The organism is Micromonospora sp. CNZ280 (genome assembly GCF_011759515.1).
In genome coordinates, this window is the sequence record NZ_JAAOYP010000002.1 from 315,686 (window position 1) to 336,584 (window position 20,899).

The 20,899-nt window shown below is 74.7% G+C and carries 17 protein-coding genes; 7 read left to right on the forward strand and 10 right to left on the reverse strand.

Annotated features, from left to right (window positions below):
* Positions 1-131 precede the first annotated feature (131 nt).
* The 7 genes from FHX32_RS16540 to eccCb all read left to right on the forward strand — a co-directional run bounded on the left by FHX32_RS16540 (position 132) and on the right by eccCb (position 11,468).
* Positions 132-1,505, forward strand: a complete 1,374-nt coding sequence (locus FHX32_RS16540) for a molybdopterin-dependent oxidoreductase (protein ID WP_486481136.1) — start codon at positions 132-134, stop codon at positions 1,503-1,505.
* Positions 1,498-1,962 carry a hypothetical protein gene (locus FHX32_RS16545; protein WP_167183569.1) on the forward strand — a complete coding sequence of 155 codons (465 nt, stop codon included), beginning with the start codon at positions 1,498-1,500 and terminating at the stop codon, positions 1,960-1,962. The genes FHX32_RS16540 and FHX32_RS16545 overlap by 8 nt, the downstream gene beginning before the upstream one ends.
* A gap of 167 nt (positions 1,963-2,129) precedes the next feature.
* Positions 2,130-2,522 carry a hypothetical protein gene (locus FHX32_RS16550; protein ID WP_167183572.1) on the forward strand — a complete coding sequence of 131 codons (393 nt, stop codon included), beginning with the start codon at positions 2,130-2,132 and terminating at the stop codon, positions 2,520-2,522.
* A 22-nt stretch (positions 2,523-2,544) separates the two neighbouring features.
* Entirely contained in the window at positions 2,545-4,962 is a 2,418-nt protein-coding gene (locus tag FHX32_RS16555) for a DUF4132 domain-containing protein (protein ID WP_167183574.1), read from the forward strand.
* Between the two features lie 10 nt (positions 4,963-4,972).
* Positions 4,973-6,583, forward strand: a complete 1,611-nt coding sequence (locus FHX32_RS16560) for a hypothetical protein (RefSeq protein ID WP_167183577.1) — start codon at positions 4,973-4,975, stop codon at positions 6,581-6,583.
* Positions 6,584-6,668: 85 nt separating this feature from the next.
* Positions 6,669-7,118 carry a hypothetical protein gene (locus tag FHX32_RS16565; protein ID WP_167183580.1) on the forward strand — a complete coding sequence of 150 codons (450 nt, stop codon included), beginning with the start codon at positions 6,669-6,671 and terminating at the stop codon, positions 7,116-7,118.
* Positions 7,119-7,121: 3 nt separating this feature from the next.
* The gene (gene eccCb / locus FHX32_RS16570) at positions 7,122-11,468 is read left to right on the forward strand and encodes a type VII secretion protein EccCb (protein WP_167183583.1); all 4,347 of its coding nucleotides are present in this window, start codon (positions 7,122-7,124) and stop codon (positions 11,466-11,468) included.
* A gap of 22 nt (positions 11,469-11,490) precedes the next feature.
* On the opposite strand, the gene FHX32_RS16575 is transcribed toward eccCb, so the two are convergent.
* The 10 genes from FHX32_RS16575 to FHX32_RS16620 all read right to left on the reverse strand — a co-directional run bounded on the left by FHX32_RS16575 (position 11,491) and on the right by FHX32_RS16620 (position 20,898).
* Positions 11,491-11,973 carry a hypothetical protein gene (locus tag FHX32_RS16575; RefSeq protein WP_167183587.1) on the reverse strand — a complete coding sequence of 161 codons (483 nt, stop codon included), beginning with the start codon at positions 11,971-11,973 and terminating at the stop codon, positions 11,491-11,493.
* On the reverse strand, positions 11,963-12,277 hold the full coding sequence (locus FHX32_RS16580) for a hypothetical protein (RefSeq protein ID WP_167183590.1): 315 nt from the start codon (positions 12,275-12,277) through the stop codon (positions 11,963-11,965). The genes FHX32_RS16575 and FHX32_RS16580 overlap by 11 nt, the downstream gene beginning before the upstream one ends.
* A 96-nt stretch (positions 12,278-12,373) precedes the next feature.
* The gene (locus tag FHX32_RS16585; RefSeq protein WP_167183593.1) at positions 12,374-12,889 is read right to left on the reverse strand and encodes a hypothetical protein; all 516 of its coding nucleotides are present in this window, start codon (positions 12,887-12,889) and stop codon (positions 12,374-12,376) included.
* 29 nt (positions 12,890-12,918) lie between these two features.
* Entirely contained in the window at positions 12,919-13,737 is an 819-nt protein-coding gene (locus FHX32_RS16590) for a hypothetical protein (RefSeq protein ID WP_208418821.1), read from the reverse strand.
* Positions 13,734-14,975, reverse strand: a complete 1,242-nt coding sequence (locus tag FHX32_RS16595) for an MlaD family protein (protein WP_167183599.1) — start codon at positions 14,973-14,975, stop codon at positions 13,734-13,736. Before FHX32_RS16595 ends, FHX32_RS16590 begins: the two co-directional genes overlap by 4 nt.
* Positions 14,972-16,375: an MCE family protein gene (locus tag FHX32_RS16600; protein ID WP_167183602.1), complete on the reverse strand. Its 1,404-nt coding sequence runs from the start codon at positions 16,373-16,375 to the stop codon at positions 14,972-14,974. Before FHX32_RS16600 ends, FHX32_RS16595 begins: the two co-directional genes overlap by 4 nt.
* Complete coding sequence (locus FHX32_RS16605; protein WP_167183605.1) at positions 16,372-17,616, reverse strand: MCE family protein; 1,245 nt, start codon at positions 17,614-17,616, stop codon at positions 16,372-16,374. Before FHX32_RS16605 ends, FHX32_RS16600 begins: the two co-directional genes overlap by 4 nt.
* Positions 17,616-18,596, reverse strand: a complete 981-nt coding sequence (locus FHX32_RS16610) for an MCE family protein (RefSeq protein ID WP_167183608.1) — start codon at positions 18,594-18,596, stop codon at positions 17,616-17,618. Before FHX32_RS16610 ends, FHX32_RS16605 begins: the two co-directional genes overlap by 1 nt.
* Positions 18,593-19,621 carry an MCE family protein gene (locus FHX32_RS16615; protein ID WP_167183611.1) on the reverse strand — a complete coding sequence of 343 codons (1,029 nt, stop codon included), beginning with the start codon at positions 19,619-19,621 and terminating at the stop codon, positions 18,593-18,595. The genes FHX32_RS16610 and FHX32_RS16615 overlap by 4 nt, the downstream gene beginning before the upstream one ends.
* Positions 19,618-20,898 carry an MCE family protein gene (locus FHX32_RS16620; protein ID WP_167183615.1) on the reverse strand — a complete coding sequence of 427 codons (1,281 nt, stop codon included), beginning with the start codon at positions 20,896-20,898 and terminating at the stop codon, positions 19,618-19,620. The genes FHX32_RS16615 and FHX32_RS16620 overlap by 4 nt, the downstream gene beginning before the upstream one ends.
* Position 20,899: the final 1 nt, after the last annotated feature.

Sequence of the window (20,899 nt, forward strand, 5' to 3'; positions counted from 1 at the left end):
GATGGCCTGGCGGTGGCGGGGCCGAGGCGGTGGCCACGGCGGTGGCGGTTGCCGGCGCCAGCGCAGGCGGTAAGGATCCGGTAATCGCGCAACCCGGGCCCGGGCGGGGGCGCCGGCTCTAGCCTGCGGGAGTGAGCACCGACAGCAGCTACCCGCCCGGAGGCGCCCCGGTCCCGCCGGAGCCGGACCGGGCGGCGTACGGCTATCCCCGGCGGTGGTGGCGGTTCCTGGCGCGGCATCCCCCGCCGGGCGCCGCGACGGTGGCCGGCCGCTGGCGCAGCCCGCTGCGCGGCCCCTGGCTGACCAGCGTGTTCGGGGCGGTGCTGCTGGTCACCCTGCCGCTGGTGATCGTCACCGGGCTGCTCGACTACCTGGCCTACGGTCCGCAGTTCGGCCAGGCGTTTCCCCGCGACGTCGGCTGGCTGCGGCTGCCGCCGTTCGACTGGCCGACCCGCCCGTCCTGGCTGTTCCGGGTCACCCAGGGGCTGCACGTGACGCTCGGCATCATGCTGGTCCCGGTGGTGCTGGCGAAGCTCTGGTCGGTCATCCCGAAGCTGTTCGACTGGCCGCCGGCCCGCTCGGCCGCGCAGATGCTGGAGCGGCTGTCGCTGCTCCTGCTGGTCGGCGGCATCCTGTTCCAGGTCGCCACCGGGCTGCTGAACATCCAGTACGCGTACCTGTTCGGGTTCGACTTCTACACCGCGCACTACTTCGGCGCCTGGGTGTTCACCGCGGCACTGGTCGCGCACGTGGGGTTGAAGCTGCCGCGGCTGGTCTCCGCGCTGCGCTCCCGCCCGCCCGGCCGCGAGTTCGCCACCTCGCGGGCCGGCACCCGTCCCGAGCCGCCGGACCCGGACGGGCTGGTGCCCGTGCGTCCCGGGGCGCCGACGGTCAGCCGGCGCGGCGCGCTCACCCTGGTCGGCGGCCTGTCCCTGCTGCTGGGGGCGCTCACCGTCGGGCAGAGCCTGGATGGCGCGTGGCGCCGCACCGCCCTGCTGCTGCCCCGCGGGCGGGAGCCCGGTGGCGGGCCGAACGGGTTCCCGGTCAACCGCACGGCCGTCGCCGCCGGCGTGCGGGACGACGACACCGGCGAACGGTGGCGGGTGACGGTGCGCGCCGGCGGACGGACGGTCGCCCTGGACCGTGCGGCGTTGCTGGCCCTGCCCCAGCACACCGCCCGGCTGCCGATCGCCTGCGTGGAGGGCTGGTCGACCCTGCAGACCTGGACCGGCGTCCGGCTGCGTGACCTCGCCGCGCTCGCCGGGGCGGGCGACGTCGGCTCGGCGCACGTCCGCTCGCTGGAGCGGGCCGGGCTGTTCAACCAGGCGACCCTGCAGGCCAACCAGGTCCTCGACGCCGATTCGCTGCTCGCGTTGACCGTCAACGGGGCGGACCTCTCCCCCGACCACGGCTTCCCGGCGCGGATCATCGTCCCCGCGCTGCCCGGCGTGCACTGCACGAAGTGGGTCAGCGAGATCGAGTTCCGGACGCGTACCGATGGCTGAGGTGGGCTCCCGGTTCCGCGCGGCGTACGGCGCCGGGGTGCGGCACCTGCTGCTGATGGCGATCGCCCTCGCGGTGACCGGGTGGGTGGTGCTCCGGCTGGCCGGCGAGCCGACCGCCGGGGCCATGCTGGTCTGGTTCGTCGGCGCGGCGATCGCCCACGACCTGGTGCTCTTCCCGGTCTACGCGCTGGCCGACCGGGTCCTGCGAGGAGCCGTCCGCCCTCCGGCGGCCGGGCCGTCGTTGGTGAACCACGTCCGGGTACCGGCCCTGGCCGCCGGGCTGCTGTTCCTCGTCTACCTGCCCGGAATCCTCCGGCAGGGCGGGCCGACCTACCTCGCCGCGACCGGCCAGGACCAGCAGCCCTTCCTGGGCCGTTGGCTGCTGGCCACCGGCCTGCTGTTCCTGGCCAGCGCCACCCTGTACGCGCTGCGCCGGCTCCGCGGCCGGCGCCGCTGACGCCGGCCGTCGGCGCTGCCGGCGGTTGCTGATGCCGGTCGCCCCGGTGACGCCGAGGCGGGCCGTGCGGCCGGGCACGGTCCGATGTGGCCTGAGCGCGCCTCCGACGGAAAGCGTCGGATGGTGCTGCCATGATGCCGGCCACACTGAGACGAGGAGTTGCACGGATGGCCACGGTGACGGTCCGGGACGAGACCGCGACAGGAAGAGCGATCGACTGCTGGCCCTTGCCGGGCCTGCCCGACCGGATCACCGCGCGGGATCTGGTCCGGTTGCGGGTCCGCGAGGAGGTGGCCCGGTTCAACGCGAACCGTCCCGAGCACTTCCGTGGGCTGGTGCAGCCGACCGACACGGAGGCGACGTTGAACGGCTACCGGGTCGCCCGCGACCGGCGGCTGGACTGGGCACAGCAGGCGGACGCGGCCTGCGCGGCGTTCGCCCGCAACGGCTTCGTGCTGCTGGTCGGTAACCACCAGGTCGACGACCTGGACGAGGAGATCGACCTCCGCGCCGACCCGGACGTCGCGTTCGTGCGGCTGGTGCCGCTGGTGGGCGGCTGAGGTGGGCGGCTGGCAGTCCCTGTTGCCCGACCTGACGCCGTCGGAGCGGGAGCAGGTGGAGGCCGTGCTGGCCGAGGCGGACGCGCGGATCCGGGAGGTGCTCCGCCGGGCGTCCAGCTACTACTGGGGACCAGTCACCCGGATCCCGGAGTGGGCGTCGGTGGTCGCCTGGCCGGCGCCGGAGCGTCGACTCGCCGCCCTCGCCCTGCACCGCGCGGTCACGACCGCGTCGACCCCGCTCGCGCTGGGCTCCGCCATGCGCTCTCTCGCCGACGGTGACCTGCCCTGGCGGCGGTCGGACCTGCTCTGGTGCCTCCACGCGATCGCCGACGGCGAGGCCTGGGACGACGGAGCCCACCTGGAACTGCCGACAGTGATCACCACCGGCCTGCCCCCGGCGGACCTGGTCGACCTGGCACCTGCGCTGTCCGGGCTACTCACGGAGCTCGCGAACGACCACTTCGTGGCTCGGGAGCCGCGGCGTCGGGCGATCCAGCTGATCGGCGGGGTGGTCGACCGCGCGGTCGGGCGGCGGGTGCCGTACTGGCTGCTGCACGACGGCGACGCGTTCGGCCCGCGGGTCCGCGCGGAACTGGGCCACGCCCTCGCCGCGCCGGGTGTGGCGGAGTTGCTGGTGCACTGCGCCGCGCTGACCCGGCCGAGTCCGTCGGCGACCTGGCAGCGCCGGCTCGACGAGCATCTCGCGATCGCACCGGACGGCCCCGGTGTGGTCCGCGCGATCCTGGCGCTATTCGTCGCGCATGGACGGTCCGTGCACGACGACACCGACCCGCTGCTCCGCGGGCTGGTGTGGGCACTGTCTCGGGCCGAGGACGACGCCGCGACCGACCTCTTGGCGCGGGTGACCGCCGTCGCGGCGGCGGCGCCCCGGGACGCGGCAGGCTTCCCGCACGCACAGCGCACGGCGATCGCGGCGGTGCGGTTGCTGGCCGGGCGCGCCGGCGAGGCACCGGTGCGGACCCTGGCCAGGCTGGCCGTGACGGTGAAGAACAAGGCGGTGCGGACCCGGGTCCACGCGGCGCTGGCCGAACTGGGCGCGCTGCGGGGATGGACGCTCAGCGAGGTGCTGGAGCTGACGGTCGACGACCACGGGCTCGACCGGGACGGGCGCCTGCGCACCCGGCTGGGGGCATACGACGCGACGGTCGAGGTGGTGGGCGAGAGGGCACGCCTGACGTTCGCCCGGGGCGGCCAGCTGCTGAAGAGCGTCCCGGCCACGGTCAAGCAGGAGCACGGCGACCAGCTCGCCCGGTTACGGGAGCTGGTCAAGGCGGTCGGCGCGACGGTGACGGCCGAGCGGCAGCGGGTGGAGGGGCTGTTGTCCGAGGATCGCACCTGGGCCTACCCGGACTGGGTATTGCGATTCCTCGATCACCCGGTCACCGGGGCGTACGGACGGCGGCTGCTCTGGGAGACGAGCACCGACGGGCGCCGGTGGACGGCCGGCCTGCCGCGGCGCGACGCCGACGGGTGGACGCTGGTGGGCCTCGACGGCCGGCTCGTGCGGAGCGACCGGGTCCGGCTGTGGCATCCAATCCGGGCGGTGGTGCCCGAGGTCGCCGCGTGGCGCGAACACGTCCTCGCCACCGGGCTGCGGCAGCCGTTCAAGCAGGCGTTCCGGGAGGTCTACCTGCTCACTCCAGCCGAGGAAGAAACCCACGGCTACTCCAATCGGTTCGCCGCCCACATCCTGAGCTACCGCCAGGCGAACGCGCTGATGCGGGTGCGCGGTTGGCAGGCCAGCTACCTCGGCCCCTGGGACGGCGGGTACGCCAGCGAGGCGACCAAGGAGTTCGGCGGCGGGCAGTGGCAGGCGTCCTTCCACCACGCCCTGGTCGACGAGCTGAACGACAGCCACGACGCCCAGTACTGCGCGACCGACCAGGTCCGCTTCGCCTGGCGCGACGGGACGACCTGGCAGCCGGTGCCGGTGGCCGACGTCCCGCCGCTGGTGTTCACCGAGGCGATGCGGGACGTCGACCTGTTCGTCGGGGTCACCTCGATCGCCGCTGATCCGCAGTGGGCCGACCGTGGCGAGGACCGGTTCCGCGACTACTGGCAGCGCAGCGTCGTGGCGGAGCTGACGCCGTCGGCGGACATCCGCCGGGACGCGCTGGCCCGGCTGCTGCCCCGGATGAAGATCGCCGACCGGGTGGAGCTGTCGGAGCGCTATCTCCACGTCCGGGGAAACCTCGGCAGCTACCGGATCCACCTCGGCTCCGGCAACATCCTGATGGACCCCAACGACGCCTACCTCTGCGTAGTCGCGGCGCGGGACCGGGCCGGCCGGCTGCATCTGCCGTTCGATGACGATCCGATGCTGTCCGTGATCCTGTCCAAGGCGATCATGCTGGCCGCGGACGACACCATCACCGATCCCACCGTGCTACGGCAGCTCGGCGCGCTGGCGGGCGACTGAGGAGGCACGCGTGGAATTGGGCGACGGCTTCACCCCGGTGTTCGTGTCGTACCACCAGTTTCAGGTCGGCGACGGCGCGGAGCGCGGCGACGACCTCGGGCTCTACACGGTCGGCGACGATCTGCTCCAGGTCACCGGCCGGAGTCGGCTCACCGTGCTCACCGGGCCGCACACCGCTCACGTCGGGGTGCGGCTCGCCGTCCTCGGGTCGCCGCCGATCGAGGACGACCACGGCTGGGAGGCCGTCGCCGAGGCGACCGTGTGGCTGCCGGACGGCCGGGTCAGCGTGTGCGGGCTGATGGGCGACTGCCCGGCGCCGTTCCGCAGGGTGGCGGCGGGCCGGCCGGGCCTGTACCGGGTGCGGGTCCGGGCGCGTGACCGGAGGCCGGAGGGCAGCCCCGCCGCACCCGACGCGCCGGAGCGGTACGCGGTCACCGTGTGGCCGGTGGACGAGGACCGCGGCTTCCGGACGCTGCGCCGTGACGGCCTGCGGCCCTCGTCCTGGGCACCGAGGCCGGCGCGGGCCGCCGGCTGGGCGATGGTGCGGCTGGTCAACCTGGCCGATCCCGACCCTCGGGAGGTGGCGCTGCGCCGGGCCGCCGCCGGGAACGACGGGACGCCGGTCCACCGGCCCGCCGCCCGGGTGGCGGTACGACGGCACCGCACGATCGCCCTCGGCCGGGCCACCGACCTGCTGCGCCGCCCGGCCGACCTGCTCGGCGCGACCGTCCAGGGCGACGAGTTGGTGCTGCCCGCCGGCGGGCTGGAGATCAGGCTGCGTCCCGTTTCCACGGACGGCGGACTGATCGCCCAGTGGCGGTGGGCGCCGAAGCCGGGCACAGCGAGCCAGGTGCCCGACGCCCGGATCAGCACGGTCGAGGTCGGCGTGACACCGGCTTCCGGTGACGGCACCGCGGACCTCGCCGTCGTTCACCGCGCCGTCCCGGCGTCGGACGCCGTCCTGCTCGGGCTGGTCTGGGACCACCTGCTCGACCGCCTGCCCGGCGGTCCGGCCGAGGGTGGGTCGCCGCATCCGTGGGAGCCGTTGCTCGCCGAGCTGGCAGCCAAGGCCGCGGCGCGGGCCGCCGTCGACCGCCGCCGCCAGCGGGAGTTCGAGGCCCGCCGGTGGGGCGGCGCGCCGCCGTCCGACCGCCTCCGCCGGGTGCCCGCCAACACGATCGGTCTGGCACGCCTGGACCGCCCGTTCCTCGACGCGCTGGCGGACGCGACGCCCGACGTCCAGCGGGCCGTCGCCCGGTGGGGCGCCCGCCAGGCGTGCACCCTCGCCGGCCTGGCCGGCGTCGACTGGATCGCCCGGGCGCTGACGGCCCTCGATCAGGGCGAGCCGCTGCCGCCACCGTTCGACGACGACCAGCAGGCGTGGGCGCGCCTGTGGGCCGACGACCGCGTCCCGTCCACCACGGTCACGACGCCGGACGGCACCCCCAACTGCTCGCAGCAGGCGATCGCGCTGCCGGCGGTCCGGGCCGCGGCCCGCGAGGACCCGCTGGCCGGCGCCGTCGACACCGTCTACTTCGCCGCGCTCGCCGCCGGCCCCGACCACCAGGCGGTGCTCGCCGCCGCGAACGTCACCCTCGCCGACCGGTCCGCTGGACGGTAGAACGCCGCTCTTCGACGGCGCCGGGCGACGACCATCGGGGGCGCGGCAGTGGTGTTGAATGTAGACACCCGTACGGAGGTGTGCTGTGACCGAGCTCCTGCTGTCGATCCAACCGCGACCGTCGACCCCCGCCGAACGGGTGGACGAGTTCGCCCGCCAACTGGCGGACGACCTGCGTACGGTGCCGGGGTTGCGGATCGCGCACGCCCGGTCGGCGGCCGACGGGCACGGCAAGTCGCAGCAGGCGTGGGAGCTGGGGATGCTGGCGGTGGGCGGCCTCTTCTCGGCCGCGAGCCTGCGCGCCCTCGCGTACGTCGCCGTCGCCTACGCCGACCGGGTCAAGGCCCGGTCGATCACGTTGCGCAGCGGCGACAACGAGCTGGTGATCACCGGGTCGACCCGGGTCGACGCACGACTGGTCACCGAGCTGACGCAGCTCATCGGCGGCACGCCGGCGGCCACCGCCGAGCTTCCGGCCCAGCCGGAGCGGCGGCCGGTGGCCGGTCAGCACGGTGGCGGCGCCGCCGGGAGCTGACCCGTGGGAGAGCGCCGTGCCCTGCTGATCGCCAACGACCGTTACATCGACGAGTCGCTGACCGACCTCTACGCACCGCGGGAAGAGGCACGCGACCTGCTGAGCCTGCTGGCCGACGCGGACGTCGGCGCCTTCGACCAGACCATGCTGCTGGAGAACGAGTCGAAGAGTTCGATCGAGCGGGCGATCGAGTCGATGCTCCGGGCGGCCGGGCCGGAGGACCTGGTCCTGCTCTACTTCTCCGGCCACGGGGTGCGCAGCAGCAAGCGCGGCCGGCTCTACCTCGCGGTCGCCAACACCGAGGTGGACCACCTCTCCTCGACGGCGGTGTCCGCCTCCTTCGTCCGGGAACTGCTCGACGAGTCGGACGCCGCCAGCTCGGTGATCCTGCTGGACTGCTGTTACAGCGGCGCCTTCGAGGGGCACGGCCTGAAGACGACCGACGACCTGGCCATCGACGGCGAGCTGCGCACCGGCTACGGCCGCTACGTCATCACCGCTACCAACTCCGTGGAGCGGGCCGACGACGGCCGGCCGGCCTCCGAGACCACGTCACGGCTCCGTTCGGCCTTCACCGAGACCATCATCCAGGGGCTGAGCACCGGCGCGGCCGACATCACCGGGCAGGGCCGGATCACCCCGGACGACCTGTGGCGGTACGTGCGGCTGGAACTGCCGAAGCGGACCTCCTCCCAGTCGCCGTGCCAGTTCGGGCAGGCCAGCGACGAGGTACACATCGCGCTGTCCCGGGAGGGGCACCACCGCCAGCGGCGCCGGCGGGACCACCGCGAGCCGCGACTCGGCGACCTGCTGGGCCCGCTGGAGCCCGGTGGCGACGTGAAGCTGTGCGCCACCGACTGGCGGCGACGGGGGCTGTTGAAGGTTCCGATCGGTCAGGCGCAGCGGATCGACCAGCCGGCCGGTGAGCTGGTCTGGCTCGACCTGGCCGCCTCGGAAGGTCACCTGCTCCTCGTCGGCCGGACCGGCACCGGCAAGACCACGCTGTTGTGCTCCCTCATCGCCGGGCTGGCGCTCACCCACTCCGACCGGGAGGTCGCCTTCTACTGCCTGGAGTCGGGTGGGAACCTGCTCGGGCCGATGCGGCGGCTGCCGCACGTCCGCGCGGTCGTCGGCGACGACGAGGTCGGTGAGGTCCGCGCGCTGCTCGACCTGCTGGAACAGGAGGTCCTCGACCGCAAGCAGCTGTTCCGGCGGCACGAGCTGGAATCGCCGGCGAGCCTGCGGGCCTGGCGGGCCGGCGTCGAGGCCAAGCCGTATCCGGACGTGTTCCTGGTCGTCGACCGGTGGCAGGACTTCGCGACGCTGCTGCCCGACTTCTCCCCGCGGGTGGTGGACCTCGCGAACAAGGGGCTGGGCTACGGGTTCCACGTCGTGGTGCTCGAACGCAGCTGGCGGGTCATCCCGGAGGAGTTGCTGGAGCTGCCCCAGGCCCGGATCGAAACCCGGCTGTCGCAGCCGCACGAGTCGCGGGTCAACCCGGACCAGGCCGCCCGTCTGCCGATGAACGTGCCGGGCTGGGCCATCTACGGCCGGCGCACCTTCCGGGTGGCGCTGCCCGACCTCACGGTCAGCGGGACCGATCCGGAGACGGAGATCGAGGCCGAGGGTCGGCCGACGGGCGGGGCCCGGGCGATGGTGTCGGTGATCGCGGAGGCCTGGGGCCTGCCCCGGGTCGACGCCGGGCGGGTCGCCACTCGCCCGGACACGACCAGGGCGCCGGACGAGCCGTTGACTGTGCTCGACATCCCGGACTACGCCGCGTTGTGGAGCTTCGCGGGGCACCGGACCCCGCTCGGACCGGACTACCTGCGGGTGCCGATCGGCGTCGACGAGGGCGGGGCGCCGGTGCTGCTCGATCTGAAGGAGTCGGCGCAGGACGGGATGGGCCCGCACGGGCTGCTCGTCGGCGCGACCGGTTCCGGCAAGAGCGAGCTGCTCCGTACGATCGTCGTGGCGCTCGCGGCGCGGCACTCGTCAGCCGACCTCAACCTCGTCCTGATCGACTTCAAGGGCGGCGCCACCTTCAGCTCGCTGGAGGGACTGCCGCACACCAGCGCGGTCATCACCAACCTCGCCGATGAGCTGCCCCTGGTCGAGCGGACGCGCGAGGCGCTCGCCGGCGAGCTGGTCCGGCGGCAGGAGCTGCTGCGGACGGCCGGCAACTACGTCTCCCGGCTCGACTACGAGCGGGCACGGGACGCCGGCGAGCCGCTGGCGCCGCTGCCCAGCCTGCTGATCATCTGTGACGAGTTCAGCGAGCTGCTCGCCGCGCAACCCGACTTCATCGATCTCTTCGTGATGATCGGCCGGCTGGGCCGGTCGCTCGGCGTGCACCTGCTGCTGGCCACCCAGCGGCTGGAGGAGGGGCGGCTGCGCGGGCTGGACACCCACCTGTCGTACCGGATCGGTCTGCGTACCTTCTCCGCGTTCGAGAGCCGCACCGTGCTCGGCGTGCCGGACGCGTACGAGCTGCCCAACGCCCCCGGCCACGGCTACCTGAAGACGGGTGCCGCGATGACCCGGTTCCGGGCCACGTACGTCTCCGGCCCGCCGGCCCTCACCGGCGTCGACGCCGGCGCGACCGTGCCCCCGGAACTCGCCGGTCGCAGCCTGCTCCACGTCGTGGTGCACCAGTTGCGCGACGGCGGGCCGCCCGCGCACCAGATCTGGCTGCCGCCGCTGGCCGAGCCGCCCACCCTGGACGAGCTGCTGCCGCTGACCCGGGAGCCCAAGCGCGGCCTCACGTCGGCCGTCGCCGCCGGGTCGCTGACCGCGCCGGTCGGCGTCGTCGACCGGCCGTACGAGCAGCGCCGCGACCCGTTGCTGGTCGACCTCGCCGGGGCCGGCGGCAACGTGGCCGTCGTCGGCGCCTCGCTCAGCGGCAAGAGCACCATGCTGCGGTCCCTGATCGCCTCGCTGGCGCTCACCCACACGCCGCGCGAGGTGCAGTTCTTCTGTCTCGACTTCGGCGGCGGCGCGCTGCGCAGCCTCGCCGCGCTGCCGCACGTGTCCGGGGTGGCCGGCCGCCGCGACACCGAGGCGGTCCGGCGCACGGTCGCCGAGGTGGTGGCGCTGCTCGACGCGCGGGAGGCCCGCTTCGCCGAGCAGGGTGTCGAGTCCATGGCCAGCTACCGCCAGCGGCGCGCGGCCGGCGAGTTCGCCGACGACCCGTTCGGCGACGTGTTCCTCGTCGTGGACGGCTGGAACATCCTGCGCCTGGAGTACGCCGAGCTCGAGGAGACCGTCACGCTCCTCGCCCAGCGCGGGCTCCAGTACGGCGTACACGTGGTGCTCACCGCCATCCGCTGGTCGGAGCTGCGGCTCAGCATGCGCGACCTGCTCGGCACCAAGCTGGAGCTGCGGCTCGGTGATCCCAACGAGTCGGAGTTCAACCGGCGGACCGCGGCGAACGTCCCGGAGGCGGCGCCGGGCCGCGGCCTGACCCGGGACCGGCTGCACTTCCTCACCGCCCTGTCCCGCCTCGACGGCAAGCACAGCGTCGACGACCTGGCCGAGGCGACGGCCGCGCTGGCGGACCAGGTCGTCGCGGCCTGGCCGGGCCGGGCCGCACCGCCGGTGCGGATGCTGCCGCGCCGGCTCACCCGGGCGGAGTTGAACGAGGTGAGCGACCCGTCCGCCGCCGGCCTGCCGATCGGCGTCGACGAGGCCTCGCTCGCGCCGGTCTACCTCGACCTGGACAGCGACCCGCACCTGACCGTGTTCGGCGACGCGGAGTGCGGCAAGAGCAACCTGCTCCGGCTGGTCGCCCAACAGCTCGTGGCCCGCCGCACGCCGGCCCAGGCACGGCTGGTGGTCGCCGACTACCGCCGGAGCCTGCTCGGGGCCGTGCCGGCCGAGCACCTCCTCGAGTACGCGCCGTCCAACCAGGGCTTCGCCCAGGCGCTCGCCTCGATCCGGGAGGCCATGACGAACCGGCTGCCCGGCCCGGACGTCACCACGGAGCAGCTACGGACCCGCGGCTGGTGGCATGGGCCGGAACTGTTCATCCTGGTGGACGACTACGACCTGGTCGCGTCGGCGGGCAACAACCCGCTCAGCGTGCTGCACGACCTGCTGCCCCAGGCCCGCGACATCGGCCTGCACCTGATCCTCGCCCGCCGGGTCGGCGGCCTCGCCCGGGCGCTCTACGAGCCGGTGCTCCAGCGGCTGCGGGAGCTGGATTCACCCGGGCTGCTGATGTCGGGCAACCGCGAGGAGGGGCAGGTGCTGGGCAACCTCCGGCCGCAGCCGATGCCGCCCGGTCGCGGCACGCTGGTGCGCCGCCGCGACGGTGCCCGGCTCATCCAGACCGCCCTCGCCGAGTCCTGATCTCCTGACGGGTCCGCCGGGGTCAGCGGGACGCGAGCGAGGCGAGAACGTCGGCCGCGCGGGCCCGCGCCGCTTCGGCGTGGGCCGTCGCCTCGGCGAGGGTGGCGGAGAGCCGCCGGGCGAGCGCCCGCACCGCCATCGGCGCGGCGCCGGCGGCCGGCGGAACGACCTCGCCGTCCGGCGTGACGACGAGCCCCACCTGGTGGGCCTCGGCCACCGTCCGGCTGATCAGCTGCCCGGCCCGGGCCAACTCCCGGTCCCGGATCGCCAGCGCTTCGGCGACGGCCCGGTAGGTGTCGTGGGCGTCCTCCAGCCGCCGGACGAGGCGGCGCAGCGTCTCATCGACGTTGTCGAGCCCGACCCCGGTCCGCCAGTGCGCGGGCAGGTCACGGTGCACCCGGTGGAGCTCGTCCGCGGCCTGCCCGGCGGCCCGGGCCGCGTCCGCCCACCGGTCGGCCGCGTCGGTGGCGGCTCCGGCCAGCCGCCGGTGGAGGTCACCGGCCATCGGAGACGTCCCGGAGCAGGCGGGTCAGCTGGGCCGCCATCTCCTCGTCCACCGTTCGCACCGAACCCGCGACCTGTCGGACGATGCCGGCGAGTTCCCGCAGCTCGCCGGCGGCGCGGGGCAGCTCGTCCAGCCAGCGCGTCGCCGTCTCGCGCAGCGGCCGACCGTCCGGGCCCGCCGTCGCGGGCAACTCGCCGCTGTCGGGCCACTCGACCGCCGCCAGGCGCTCCGCGACATCGGTCATCCGGTCCGCCAGGCTCGCCAGGCCCGCCGGATCCACGTCGAGCCAGCTCTCCCTGCCCACGGTCGCCTCCCGCCACCGTCGCCGTGGGGAGAGCCTAGTCGAGCCGGCGGCGACAGTCCGCGTCCCGCTGGGCCTCGGTGCGGGCGCCGGCAACGGTCAGACGGCGGTGGCCCGGGTCACCTTCCAGTCACCGTCGACCCGCTCCAGGGTGAGCACGACCCGGTTCTGGTCCACCTTCTCCCCCGCCGTGGTGACGTTGCGCCGGTACTGGTTGAGGTAGACGAGCAGTTCCACCCGGTCGGCGGTGGCGGTGACCACGCCGGTCGAGGTGACCTCCGCCAGCACCACCGCCTGCTGCTTGGTGGCGGTCTGTTTCAACGCCGCCGTGGTCTGCGCGTACTCGTCGGCGAAGGCGCCGGTGGTGAAGGTCCGGGCGTTCGCCACGCTGTCGTCGAAGGTCCGGTAGTCGTACGAGAAGATGGCCTTGGCGGCCGCCGGAGCGGTGGCCAGTGCCTGCCGTACGGCGGCGTCGCGGCGGTCGGCAGCGCGGTCGGCGTACCAGCCGGCGACGGCGACGCCCGCCGCCAGCACGATCGCCGCGACCAGCGCGGGCACCGGCCGGACCCGGACTGGCCGCAGCCTGGGGCGCGGGATGCGGGTGAGGAAACGCATCGGTCCTCCTTGGAGACGTCGCGCCGGGGTCATCCGACGAACTGGAGTCGGGACACGAGCCATTCGCCGGAGTCCCGGTCGCGGACCATGTCCAGTTGGATCCGGTAGTGCGACGGCCGGCCCTCGGGCGCCTTGGCGTTCTTGACGGTGGCGTCGACGGCCACGATGACGACCGCCCGGTTCCGGTCGCCGGAGACCAGGCCGGCCCGCAGCACCGATCCCCGCGAGTCGACCTTGTTCTCCACCACCGCGGCGCGGACCTGCGCCTGGCCGCGGGTGAACTCGTCCTTGAACTCGCCGGTCGCCCCCGCGGAGATCCGCTGCAGGTCCCGATCGACGCTGGCCGCGCTGACCGAGACGAAGTCGACGCTGGCCTGCCGGGCCGCGGCCACCGCCGCCTGGCGGGCCTCCTCGACGGCGCGCACGGTGTACCAGCGGTGCCCGTAGAACCCGGCCCCGGCCAGGGCCGCGGCGAGCAGCACCACGAGCAGGCCCACGAGAGCCTTGCGGCGGGTCGCGGCCCGGTCCGCCGCCGCGCCGTCGGCGGCGGTCCCGTCGGCCGCCCCGGGGTCGCCGGTGCCGGCCGGGTCGTCCTCGGCGGGTGGGTCGTCGGCCCGCGCCGGGTCGCCCAGCGCGGTCAACTCGTCGACCTCGTCCGGGTCCGCCACCGGCGCCTGGTCGAGCCGCTCCAGCACGGCCTCGATCGACGGCTCCGGACGCGGCACGGGACGGCTGACCAGCCGGCGCTGGGTGGGCCGGCCGGGTGCGCCGGCCTTGGCGCCCTTGATCACCTTCAGCCTGCGGTCCCTGCGGGTCTGCACGGGCTCCTCCTCGGGTCTGCCGGTCACGGGGTCACCCCGGCGAGCAGCAACTGCTTCCACGACTGGTCACCGGCGGTCCGGTACTGGCCGCCGGTCCCGCCGAACTGCAACGGCCGTCCGTCGGAGCCGAGCACCAGGCCGGTTGCCGGGTCGTAACCGACGGCGGTGCCGGCGGGCGGGGTGCTGGTCGCGGGCGCCGGGTCGGCGCCGCCCGGGCGCGGCGCGTTCGGGGCGCCGCGCACCCCGGCGCCGGCCGCCCGGTCCTGCTGGCCGCACTGCCGGCTGCCGCCCCGGTACACACAGGACGGCGGGTTGTTGACGTTGAGCACCAGGCCGAGATGGGCGGTGCCGTCGCCCGGGGTGACGGTGAAGCCGCCGGCGACGGCGATCGGGTACGCCACGAGCAACTGCTCGATGCCGGGCAGCCGCCGGGCGGCGATGCCGTTGACGGTCACCAGGTTGCCGAGCAGGGTGCCGATGGTCGGCTCCAGACCGCGCAGCAGCGCGATCGTCTCGGTCGCGGCGGGCGGGCCGGCGGTGAGGACGCGCCGCAGGTCGGGGTCCGCTTCCCGGACGGTGGCGGCCAGCTCGGCCAGGCCGCGCGCCCAGCGCCGCAGCGCCTCCGCCGACTCGGCCTGGGTGGTCAGCACGGTGCGCCCGTCGTGGATCAGGGCGAGGGTCTCGGGCAGGGCCGCCGTCGCGTCGGTGAGCAGCGCGTCCCCGGCGTCGAGGATCCGGGCGAGCGCCGCCTCGTTGCCCTGGAACGCGGTGCCCAGCTCGGTGATCAGCACGGCCAGGTCCTCCGGGCCGACCGAGCGGACCAGCGCGTCCAGGTTGGACAACAGCACCTCGGGGGCGAGCGGGACCCCGGTGCGCTCGGCGGGGATCACCGAACCGTCGCGCAGGTACGGGCCGTCGTCACGGTCCGGCCGCAGGTCGAGGTACTGCTCGCCGACGGCGGACCGGTGCGCCACCACCGCGCGCAGCTCGGCGGGCACCCGGACGTCCCGGTCGATCCGCAGGTCGGCGCGGACGCCGCCGCCGCGCAGGTTGACCGCGGTGACCCGGCCGACGGGCACCCCGCGGTAGGTGACCGGGGCGTTGGCGAACAGGCCGCCGGCGCGGGCGAGGTCGACGTGCACCACGTACCCGCCGCCGAGCAGCCGGTCGCCGAGGCCGACGTAGCGCACCCCGACGTAGCCGACGCCGAGCAGGCTCACCAGTACGAAGGCGATGACCTGGAGTTTCGCGGTCCGTCCGATCATGGCAGCAGCCCGCCTCCGAGGATGTCGGTCAGGCCGCCGACCGTGCCGGTGATGGCGCCGGTCACCGGCAGGATGCAGTCGGCGGAGAGGATCGTGCCGGCGGGCAGTTCCGTGCCGGCGGGGAAGGCGGTGCCCGGCGGCACGATCCCCTTGGGCAGGATCAGCCCGCCGACCGGCACCTTGGAGCCGGGCTTGAGCAGCAGGCAGCCCTCCGGCAGCTGGCACTCCTTCGGTGGCGTCCAGGTCGCCGGGAACCTGGTCAGATCCGGCAGGCACTTCAGCAGCGGCAGGTCCGGCAGGGACCCGCCGGGGCGGGTTCCGGGACGCGACCCGCCGGCCGTGGGCGGCGGTGCGGCGCCGGGCGTCCGCCCGCCGGTGGCCGACCCGGCGGGCGCCGGCGCGGCGGCGACCAGGTTGGCCAGGATCGAGGCGGCGTCCAGGTCGGCGGTGATCGAGAGGTTGACGAAGTCGCCGACGATCGCGCCGGTCACGTTCGGCGGGAACGGGTACGACAACATGAAGTCCAGTGACTTCGGCAGGTCGTCCCCGGCGCGGACCAGCTGTTCGAGGATCGGTTTCAGCGACCGCAGGCTGGCCAGGGTGTCGTCGCGGCTGCGGTTGACCACGCGGGTGCCGACCCGCCCGAGTTCGCCGAGGGCGGTCAGCGCGCTGGTCAGCTGGGCGCGCTGGCGGGCCAGCGTGGTCATCCCGGGGGCGAGCGCGTCGACGGCCTCGCCGACGACCTGCCGCTGCCGGGCGAGCCGGCCGGTCAGCCGGTCCAGCGCCTCGACGGCCCGGACGATGTCCGCCTTCTGCCGTTCCAGCCCGCCGACGAACTCGTCGAGCCGGCGCAGCGCGTCGCGGGCCGCGGGCTCGCGGCCGTCGAGCGCCCGGCCGAGTTCCTGGTTGATGGTGCGCAGCTGGGCCAGGCCGCCGCCGTTGAGCAGCAGGCCGAGCGCGGCGAGCACCTCCTCCACCTCGGCGCCGCGGGTGGTGCGGGCCAGCGGGATGACGTCGCCGTCGGCGAGCCGGCCGCGGCGCCGCTCGGTGGTCGGGGCGGTCACCGTCACGTACTTCTCGCCGAGCAGGCTGCTCTGCCGGACCGCCGCGGTGGCGTTGGCGGGCAGGTCGACCTCGCGGTCGATCCGCAGGGTGACCCGGGCGGTCCAGCCGGCGAGGGAGATCTTCTCGACGCTGCCCACGGTGACGTCGTCGACCTTGACGGCCGCCTGCGGCACCAGGTCGAGCACGTCGGTGAACTCGGCGGTGACCCGGTACCCGGGGCCGGACGGCGCGCCGCCGGGCAGCGGCAGGTCGGTCAGCTCCGGCAGGCCGCAGCCGGCCGGCAGCAGCGCCACGACCAGGGCCGCGGCCAGCAGCCGGCGGGCCCGGGCGGTCATGCCGGACCTCGCAGGATGCCGCCGAGGGTACGGTCCAGGGTGTCGACGGGGCCGCCCGGCACCGGGTCGAGGGCCGGCCCACCGGGCGGGGTGGACGGAGGTTCGCCCGGCGGGACCGGGCCGGCCGTCGGGGCGCCGGGCGGCAGCTTGAGCAGCTCGCGCAGCTGGTCGGTCATCGGCAGCCCACGCGCGTGCAGCGTCCGGGCGAGCGCGTGACAGGTGGCCGGGACCTGCTTCGCGGGCAGCTGGTCGACGATCAGCGAGCAGGCGAAGCCGGCCGGGTCGTACGGGCCGGTGGCGTTGTCGCGGGTGTCCAGGGTGCCCGACCGGGGGTTGTACGCCAACGCGAGGTTGTTCAGCGCCAGCGGCGCCACGTCGAGGATCTCGATGACCGCCTCCTGCTGGCGGACCAGCACCCCGGTGATGTCGGCGAGCGCGGCGACGTCGGCGGTGAGCAGTTGGCGGTTCTTCTTCACGAAGGCGGTGACGTCGGCCAGCGCGACGGCCAGGTTGTGCAGCGCGGCGGAGAGTTCGTCGCGCTCGCCGGAGAGCTGTTCGGCCACGTCGGCCAGCCGCCGCTGGAAGGCGCGCACCTGCTGGTCGCTCTCGGCCAGGGTGGTGGTGAACCGTTGCAGGTTGGCCACCGAGCCGAACAGGTCCTGCCGGCCGTCGGCGAGCGTGGTCAGCGACTGGGACAGCGCGTCGAGGGTTTCCCGCAGCTGCTCGCCGTTGCCCTCCAGGTTGGCCCGGCCGGTGGCGACGAGGTCGGACAGCGCGCCGTCGGCGTTGGCGCCCTCCGGGCCGAGCGCCCGGTTGAAGTCGTCCAGCGCCCGGTAGATGTCGTCGATCTCCATCGGCGCCGCGGTGCGGCTCACCGGAATGTCGGCGCCGTCGGCGAGCGTGGCGCCGCCGGCGTACGCGGGGGTGAGCTGGACGTACCGGTCGCTGACCACGCTGGGCGGGACGATCACCGCCTGCGCGTCGGACGGGATCGGCACCGCCGGGTCGTAGCGCATGGCGACCTCGACGGTGCGCCCGCGCGGGGTCACCGCCACCACCTCGCCGACCCGTACGCCGAGGACCCGCACGTCGGAGCCGGGATGCACGCCGACCGCGCGGGTGAAGTGGGCGGTCAGCCGCCGCTGGGGCGGCTCGTGCCGGGCGACCACCGCGGCGGCGGCCAGCGCGGTGAGCAGGACGGTGGCGGCGGCGACCGGCCGGCGCCAGCGGTGGGCGGCCATCACCGGCCACCCGTGGGCACGTACGGCTGCACCAGCCCGTGCACGTACGAGTCGAACCAGCGGCCGTTGCCGACCACGTTGGCGAACGCGGTGACGAACGGCGCCATCCGGGCGATGCTCCGTTCCAGGTTGTCCCGGTTGCGTTGCAGCACGGCGATCACCTCCCGCAGCTCCCGCAGTGCCGGGTCGAGTTCGGTCCGGTTGTCGGCGACCAGTCCGGACAGCTGGGTGGCCAGGTCGTTGGTGCCGACCAGCAGCTTGTGGATGGCGTCCCGGCGGCGGGTCACCTCGGCCAGCAGCGCCTCGCCGTCGGTCACCAGCTTGCGGAACTCCTCGTCGCGGGTGGCCAGCACGCCGGTGACCTCGCGGGCCCGGGTGAGCAGCGAGCGCAGTTCGGCGTCCCGGTCGGCGACGGTGCGGGAGAGCCGGGCCAGCCCGCCCAGCGCGGAGTCGACGCTGGCCGGGGTGTCGGCGAAGGTCTCCGACAGGGTGGTGAAGGCGGCGGCGAGCTGGTCGGTGTCGACCTTGTCGAGGGTGTCGGCGAGCCCGGTGACCGCCTGGACCACGTCGAACGGGGCGGCGGTGCGGTCCAGCGGGATCTGCCCACCCTCCGGCAGCCGGCCCGCCCCGGCCGGCGCCAGGGCCAGGTACTTCTGGCCGAGCACCGTCTTGATCCGGATCGTCGCGCCGGTGCGGTCGCCCAGGCGTACGGCGTCGTCGTCGACCCGGAACCGGACCCGCACGTACGACCGGGTGTCGCGGGCGAGCTCGACGGCGGTGACCTTGCCGACGCGGACCCCGGCGACCCGCACCTCGTTGCCGACGGCGAGGCCGCTGGCGTCGGTGAAGGCCGCCTGGTAGGCCCGGCCGGTGAGCGCGGCGAGCCGGTCGAGCTGGAAGGCACCGAGCAGCGCGGCGACGATCAGGGTCAACCCGACGGCGCCGGTGACCACGGGGTTGCGTTCGCGGAACGGTTTCATCGGCTGCCTCCGGTGGCGCACCGCGCGGCCGGCGCGCTGAAGGTGACGGGGTTGAGGGTCTGGCCGGCGGCCGACACCCGGCCGTCGAAGTCGCAGAGGTAGAAGTTGAACCAGGAGCCGTACGAGGCGACCCGGGTCAGCGACTCGTAGCGCTGCGGCAGCCGGCCGAGCGTGCTGTCGATGACAGCGGAGTTGCGGTTGAGCGTGCCGGCGAGTTCGTCGAGGGCGCGGATGTCGGCGGCGAGCGGTGGGCGGGCCTCGCCCACCAGCGACGAGGTCGCCTCGGTGAGGTCGCCGAGGTTGACCAGCGCCTCGCCGATGGCGGTCCGGTCGGCGGCCAGCCCGGAGACGAACTCCTGCAGTTGGGTGATGGTCCGGTCGAGGTCCCGGTCCCGGGTGGCGAGGGTGGTCAGCACGGTGTTCAGGTTGGTGACCACGCGGCCGATGACGGCGTCCCGGTCGGCGAGGGTGTTGGTCAGCGAGGCGGTGCGGCTCAGCAGGCTCGCCACGGTGCCGCCCTCGCCCTGGAGCACCTGGATGATCTCGTAGGCGAGCTTGTTGACGTCCTCCGGGCGCAGCGCGGTGAACAGCGGGCGGAAGCCGTTGAACAGCACGGTCAGGTCCAGCGCCGGGGTGGTCTGCCCGACCGGGATGAGGCCGTCCGGGCGCAGCGGCCGCCGGTCCCCCGGCCCTTCGGTGAGCGCGAGGTAGCGCTGCCCGACCAGGTTGCGGTAGCGGATGGCGGCGCGGACGCCGGTGGCCAGCGGGACGTCCTCGGTGAGGGTGAACTCCACCTCCGCCACCGTGTCGTCGACGACCCGGATGTCCGCGACCCGGCCGACCCGCACGCCGGCGATCCGCACGTCGTCGCCGGGCAGCAGGCCGGTGACGTCGGTGAACCGGGCCCGGTAGGTGACGCCGCCGGCCGGGAAGGCGCCCAGGGTCTGGGCGAGCATCCCGGTCAGCAGCAGGGTCACCGCGGCGAAGACCAGCAGCTTCACCAGCGGACGGATGGTGCCGGTCATCGGGCGTTCACCACCGCTCCGCGCAGCAGCGGCCCCCACAGCAGCACCGCGATGTCGGGCACCTCCGCCGGCGGGGTGCCGGTGACCGCGCCGAGCAGCGGTTTCACCAGGGCGCGTTCCTCGCCGGTGGCGGCCTGCCCCATCGCCGGGGAGGCGCCGGCGGCCGGGGCGGGCAGGCCGACCGGCAGGGTGACCGGCGGTCGCGGGCCGGAGTAGTCGTAGCCGTCGTCGATCGGCTTTTCCGGCGCGGGGCTGGCCGGGCGGGGCAGGCCGTGGCACTGCGGGCCGTCGTCGGCGCGGTAGACCGGCTCGTCGCGGCCACGCTCGTACTTGCCGCCGTCGCGGGTGACCTCCAGGGTGATCCGCATCCGGCCGCCCGCGAACACCTCCTCCACCCGCGGTTGCAGGGCCACCAGCCCGCTCATCAGGCACGGGTACTCGGGGGCGTAGGTGGCGAGCAGTTCGAGCACCGGCCGGCTCACCGCGCCGAGCCGGATGAGCTGGTCGCCGTGCCGGTCGAGGAAGCCGTGCGCGACGTCGGCGGCGTCGGTGGCCTCGGCGAGGAACGCGGCCAGCTGGGTGCGCTGGTCGGTGACCGTCCGGGCGGTGACGCTGACGTCGCGCAGCAGCGCCAGCAGGTCCGGCAGCGCGGCGTCGTAGCTGTCCAGCACCGCGGCCAGGGCGCGCACGTCCGCCGCGATGGCCGGCATGGCCGGGTTGAGCCGTTCGAGGTACGCCTCCAGCCGGGCCAGGTTCGCGCCGAGCTGCTCGCCGCGGCCCTCCAGCGCGGTGGCCAACGCGCCGAGCGTGGCGGCCAACTGGTCGGGGCGGATCGCCTGCAGCAGCGGCAGCGCCTCGTCGAGCACCCGTTCCAGTTCCACGGCGGTGCGGCTGCGGTCCTGGGTGATGACCGCGCCGTCACGGATCGGTCCGGCGGTGCTGCCCGGTGGCGGGACGAGTTCGACGTACCGTTCGCCGAAGAGCGTCTTGGGCAGCAGGCGCGCGGTCACGTCGGCCGGGATCCGGGCGGTGGTCGCCGGGTCGAGGGCCAGCCGCAGGGTGGCCCCGTCGCCGTCGCCGCGTACCGAGCGGACGTCGCCGACCAGCACGCCGCGCACCTTGACGTCGGCGCCGTCGGTGAGCTGCAGGCCGGCGCGGTCGACGTGCAGGGTGACCCAGGCGACCGGGGTGAACGCCTTGCGGTACTGCAGGACCGAGCCGGTCAGCGCCGCGGCCAGGACGGCGACGAAGACGATGCCGAGGATGCGATGTCTCATG

Excerpts from the sequence above, each read along its gene's own strand:
- FHX32_RS16545 (WP_167183569.1), top strand. The coding sequence starts at position 1,498 with ATGGCTGAGGTGGGCTCCCGGTTCCGCGCGGCGTACGGCGCCGGGGTG.
- FHX32_RS16550 (WP_167183572.1), top strand. The coding sequence starts at position 2,130 with ATGGCCACGGTGACGGTCCGGGACGAGACCGCGACAGGAAGAGCGATC.
- FHX32_RS16575 (WP_167183587.1), bottom strand. The coding sequence starts at position 11,973 with ATGGCCGGTGACCTCCACCGGCGGCTGGCCGGAGCCGCCACCGACGCG.
- FHX32_RS16585 (WP_167183593.1), bottom strand. The coding sequence starts at position 12,889 with ATGCGTTTCCTCACCCGCATCCCGCGCCCCAGGCTGCGGCCAGTCCGG.
- FHX32_RS16595 (WP_167183599.1), bottom strand. The coding sequence starts at position 14,975 with ATGATCGGACGGACCGCGAAACTCCAGGTCATCGCCTTCGTACTGGTG.
- FHX32_RS16600 (WP_167183602.1), bottom strand. The coding sequence starts at position 16,375 with ATGACCGCCCGGGCCCGCCGGCTGCTGGCCGCGGCCCTGGTCGTGGCG.
- FHX32_RS16605 (WP_167183605.1), bottom strand. The coding sequence starts at position 17,616 with ATGGCCGCCCACCGCTGGCGCCGGCCGGTCGCCGCCGCCACCGTCCTG.
- FHX32_RS16610 (WP_167183608.1), bottom strand. The coding sequence starts at position 18,596 with ATGAAACCGTTCCGCGAACGCAACCCCGTGGTCACCGGCGCCGTCGGG.
- FHX32_RS16615 (WP_167183611.1), bottom strand. The coding sequence starts at position 19,621 with ATGACCGGCACCATCCGTCCGCTGGTGAAGCTGCTGGTCTTCGCCGCG.
- FHX32_RS16620 (WP_167183615.1), bottom strand. The coding sequence starts at position 20,898 with ATGAGACATCGCATCCTCGGCATCGTCTTCGTCGCCGTCCTGGCCGCG.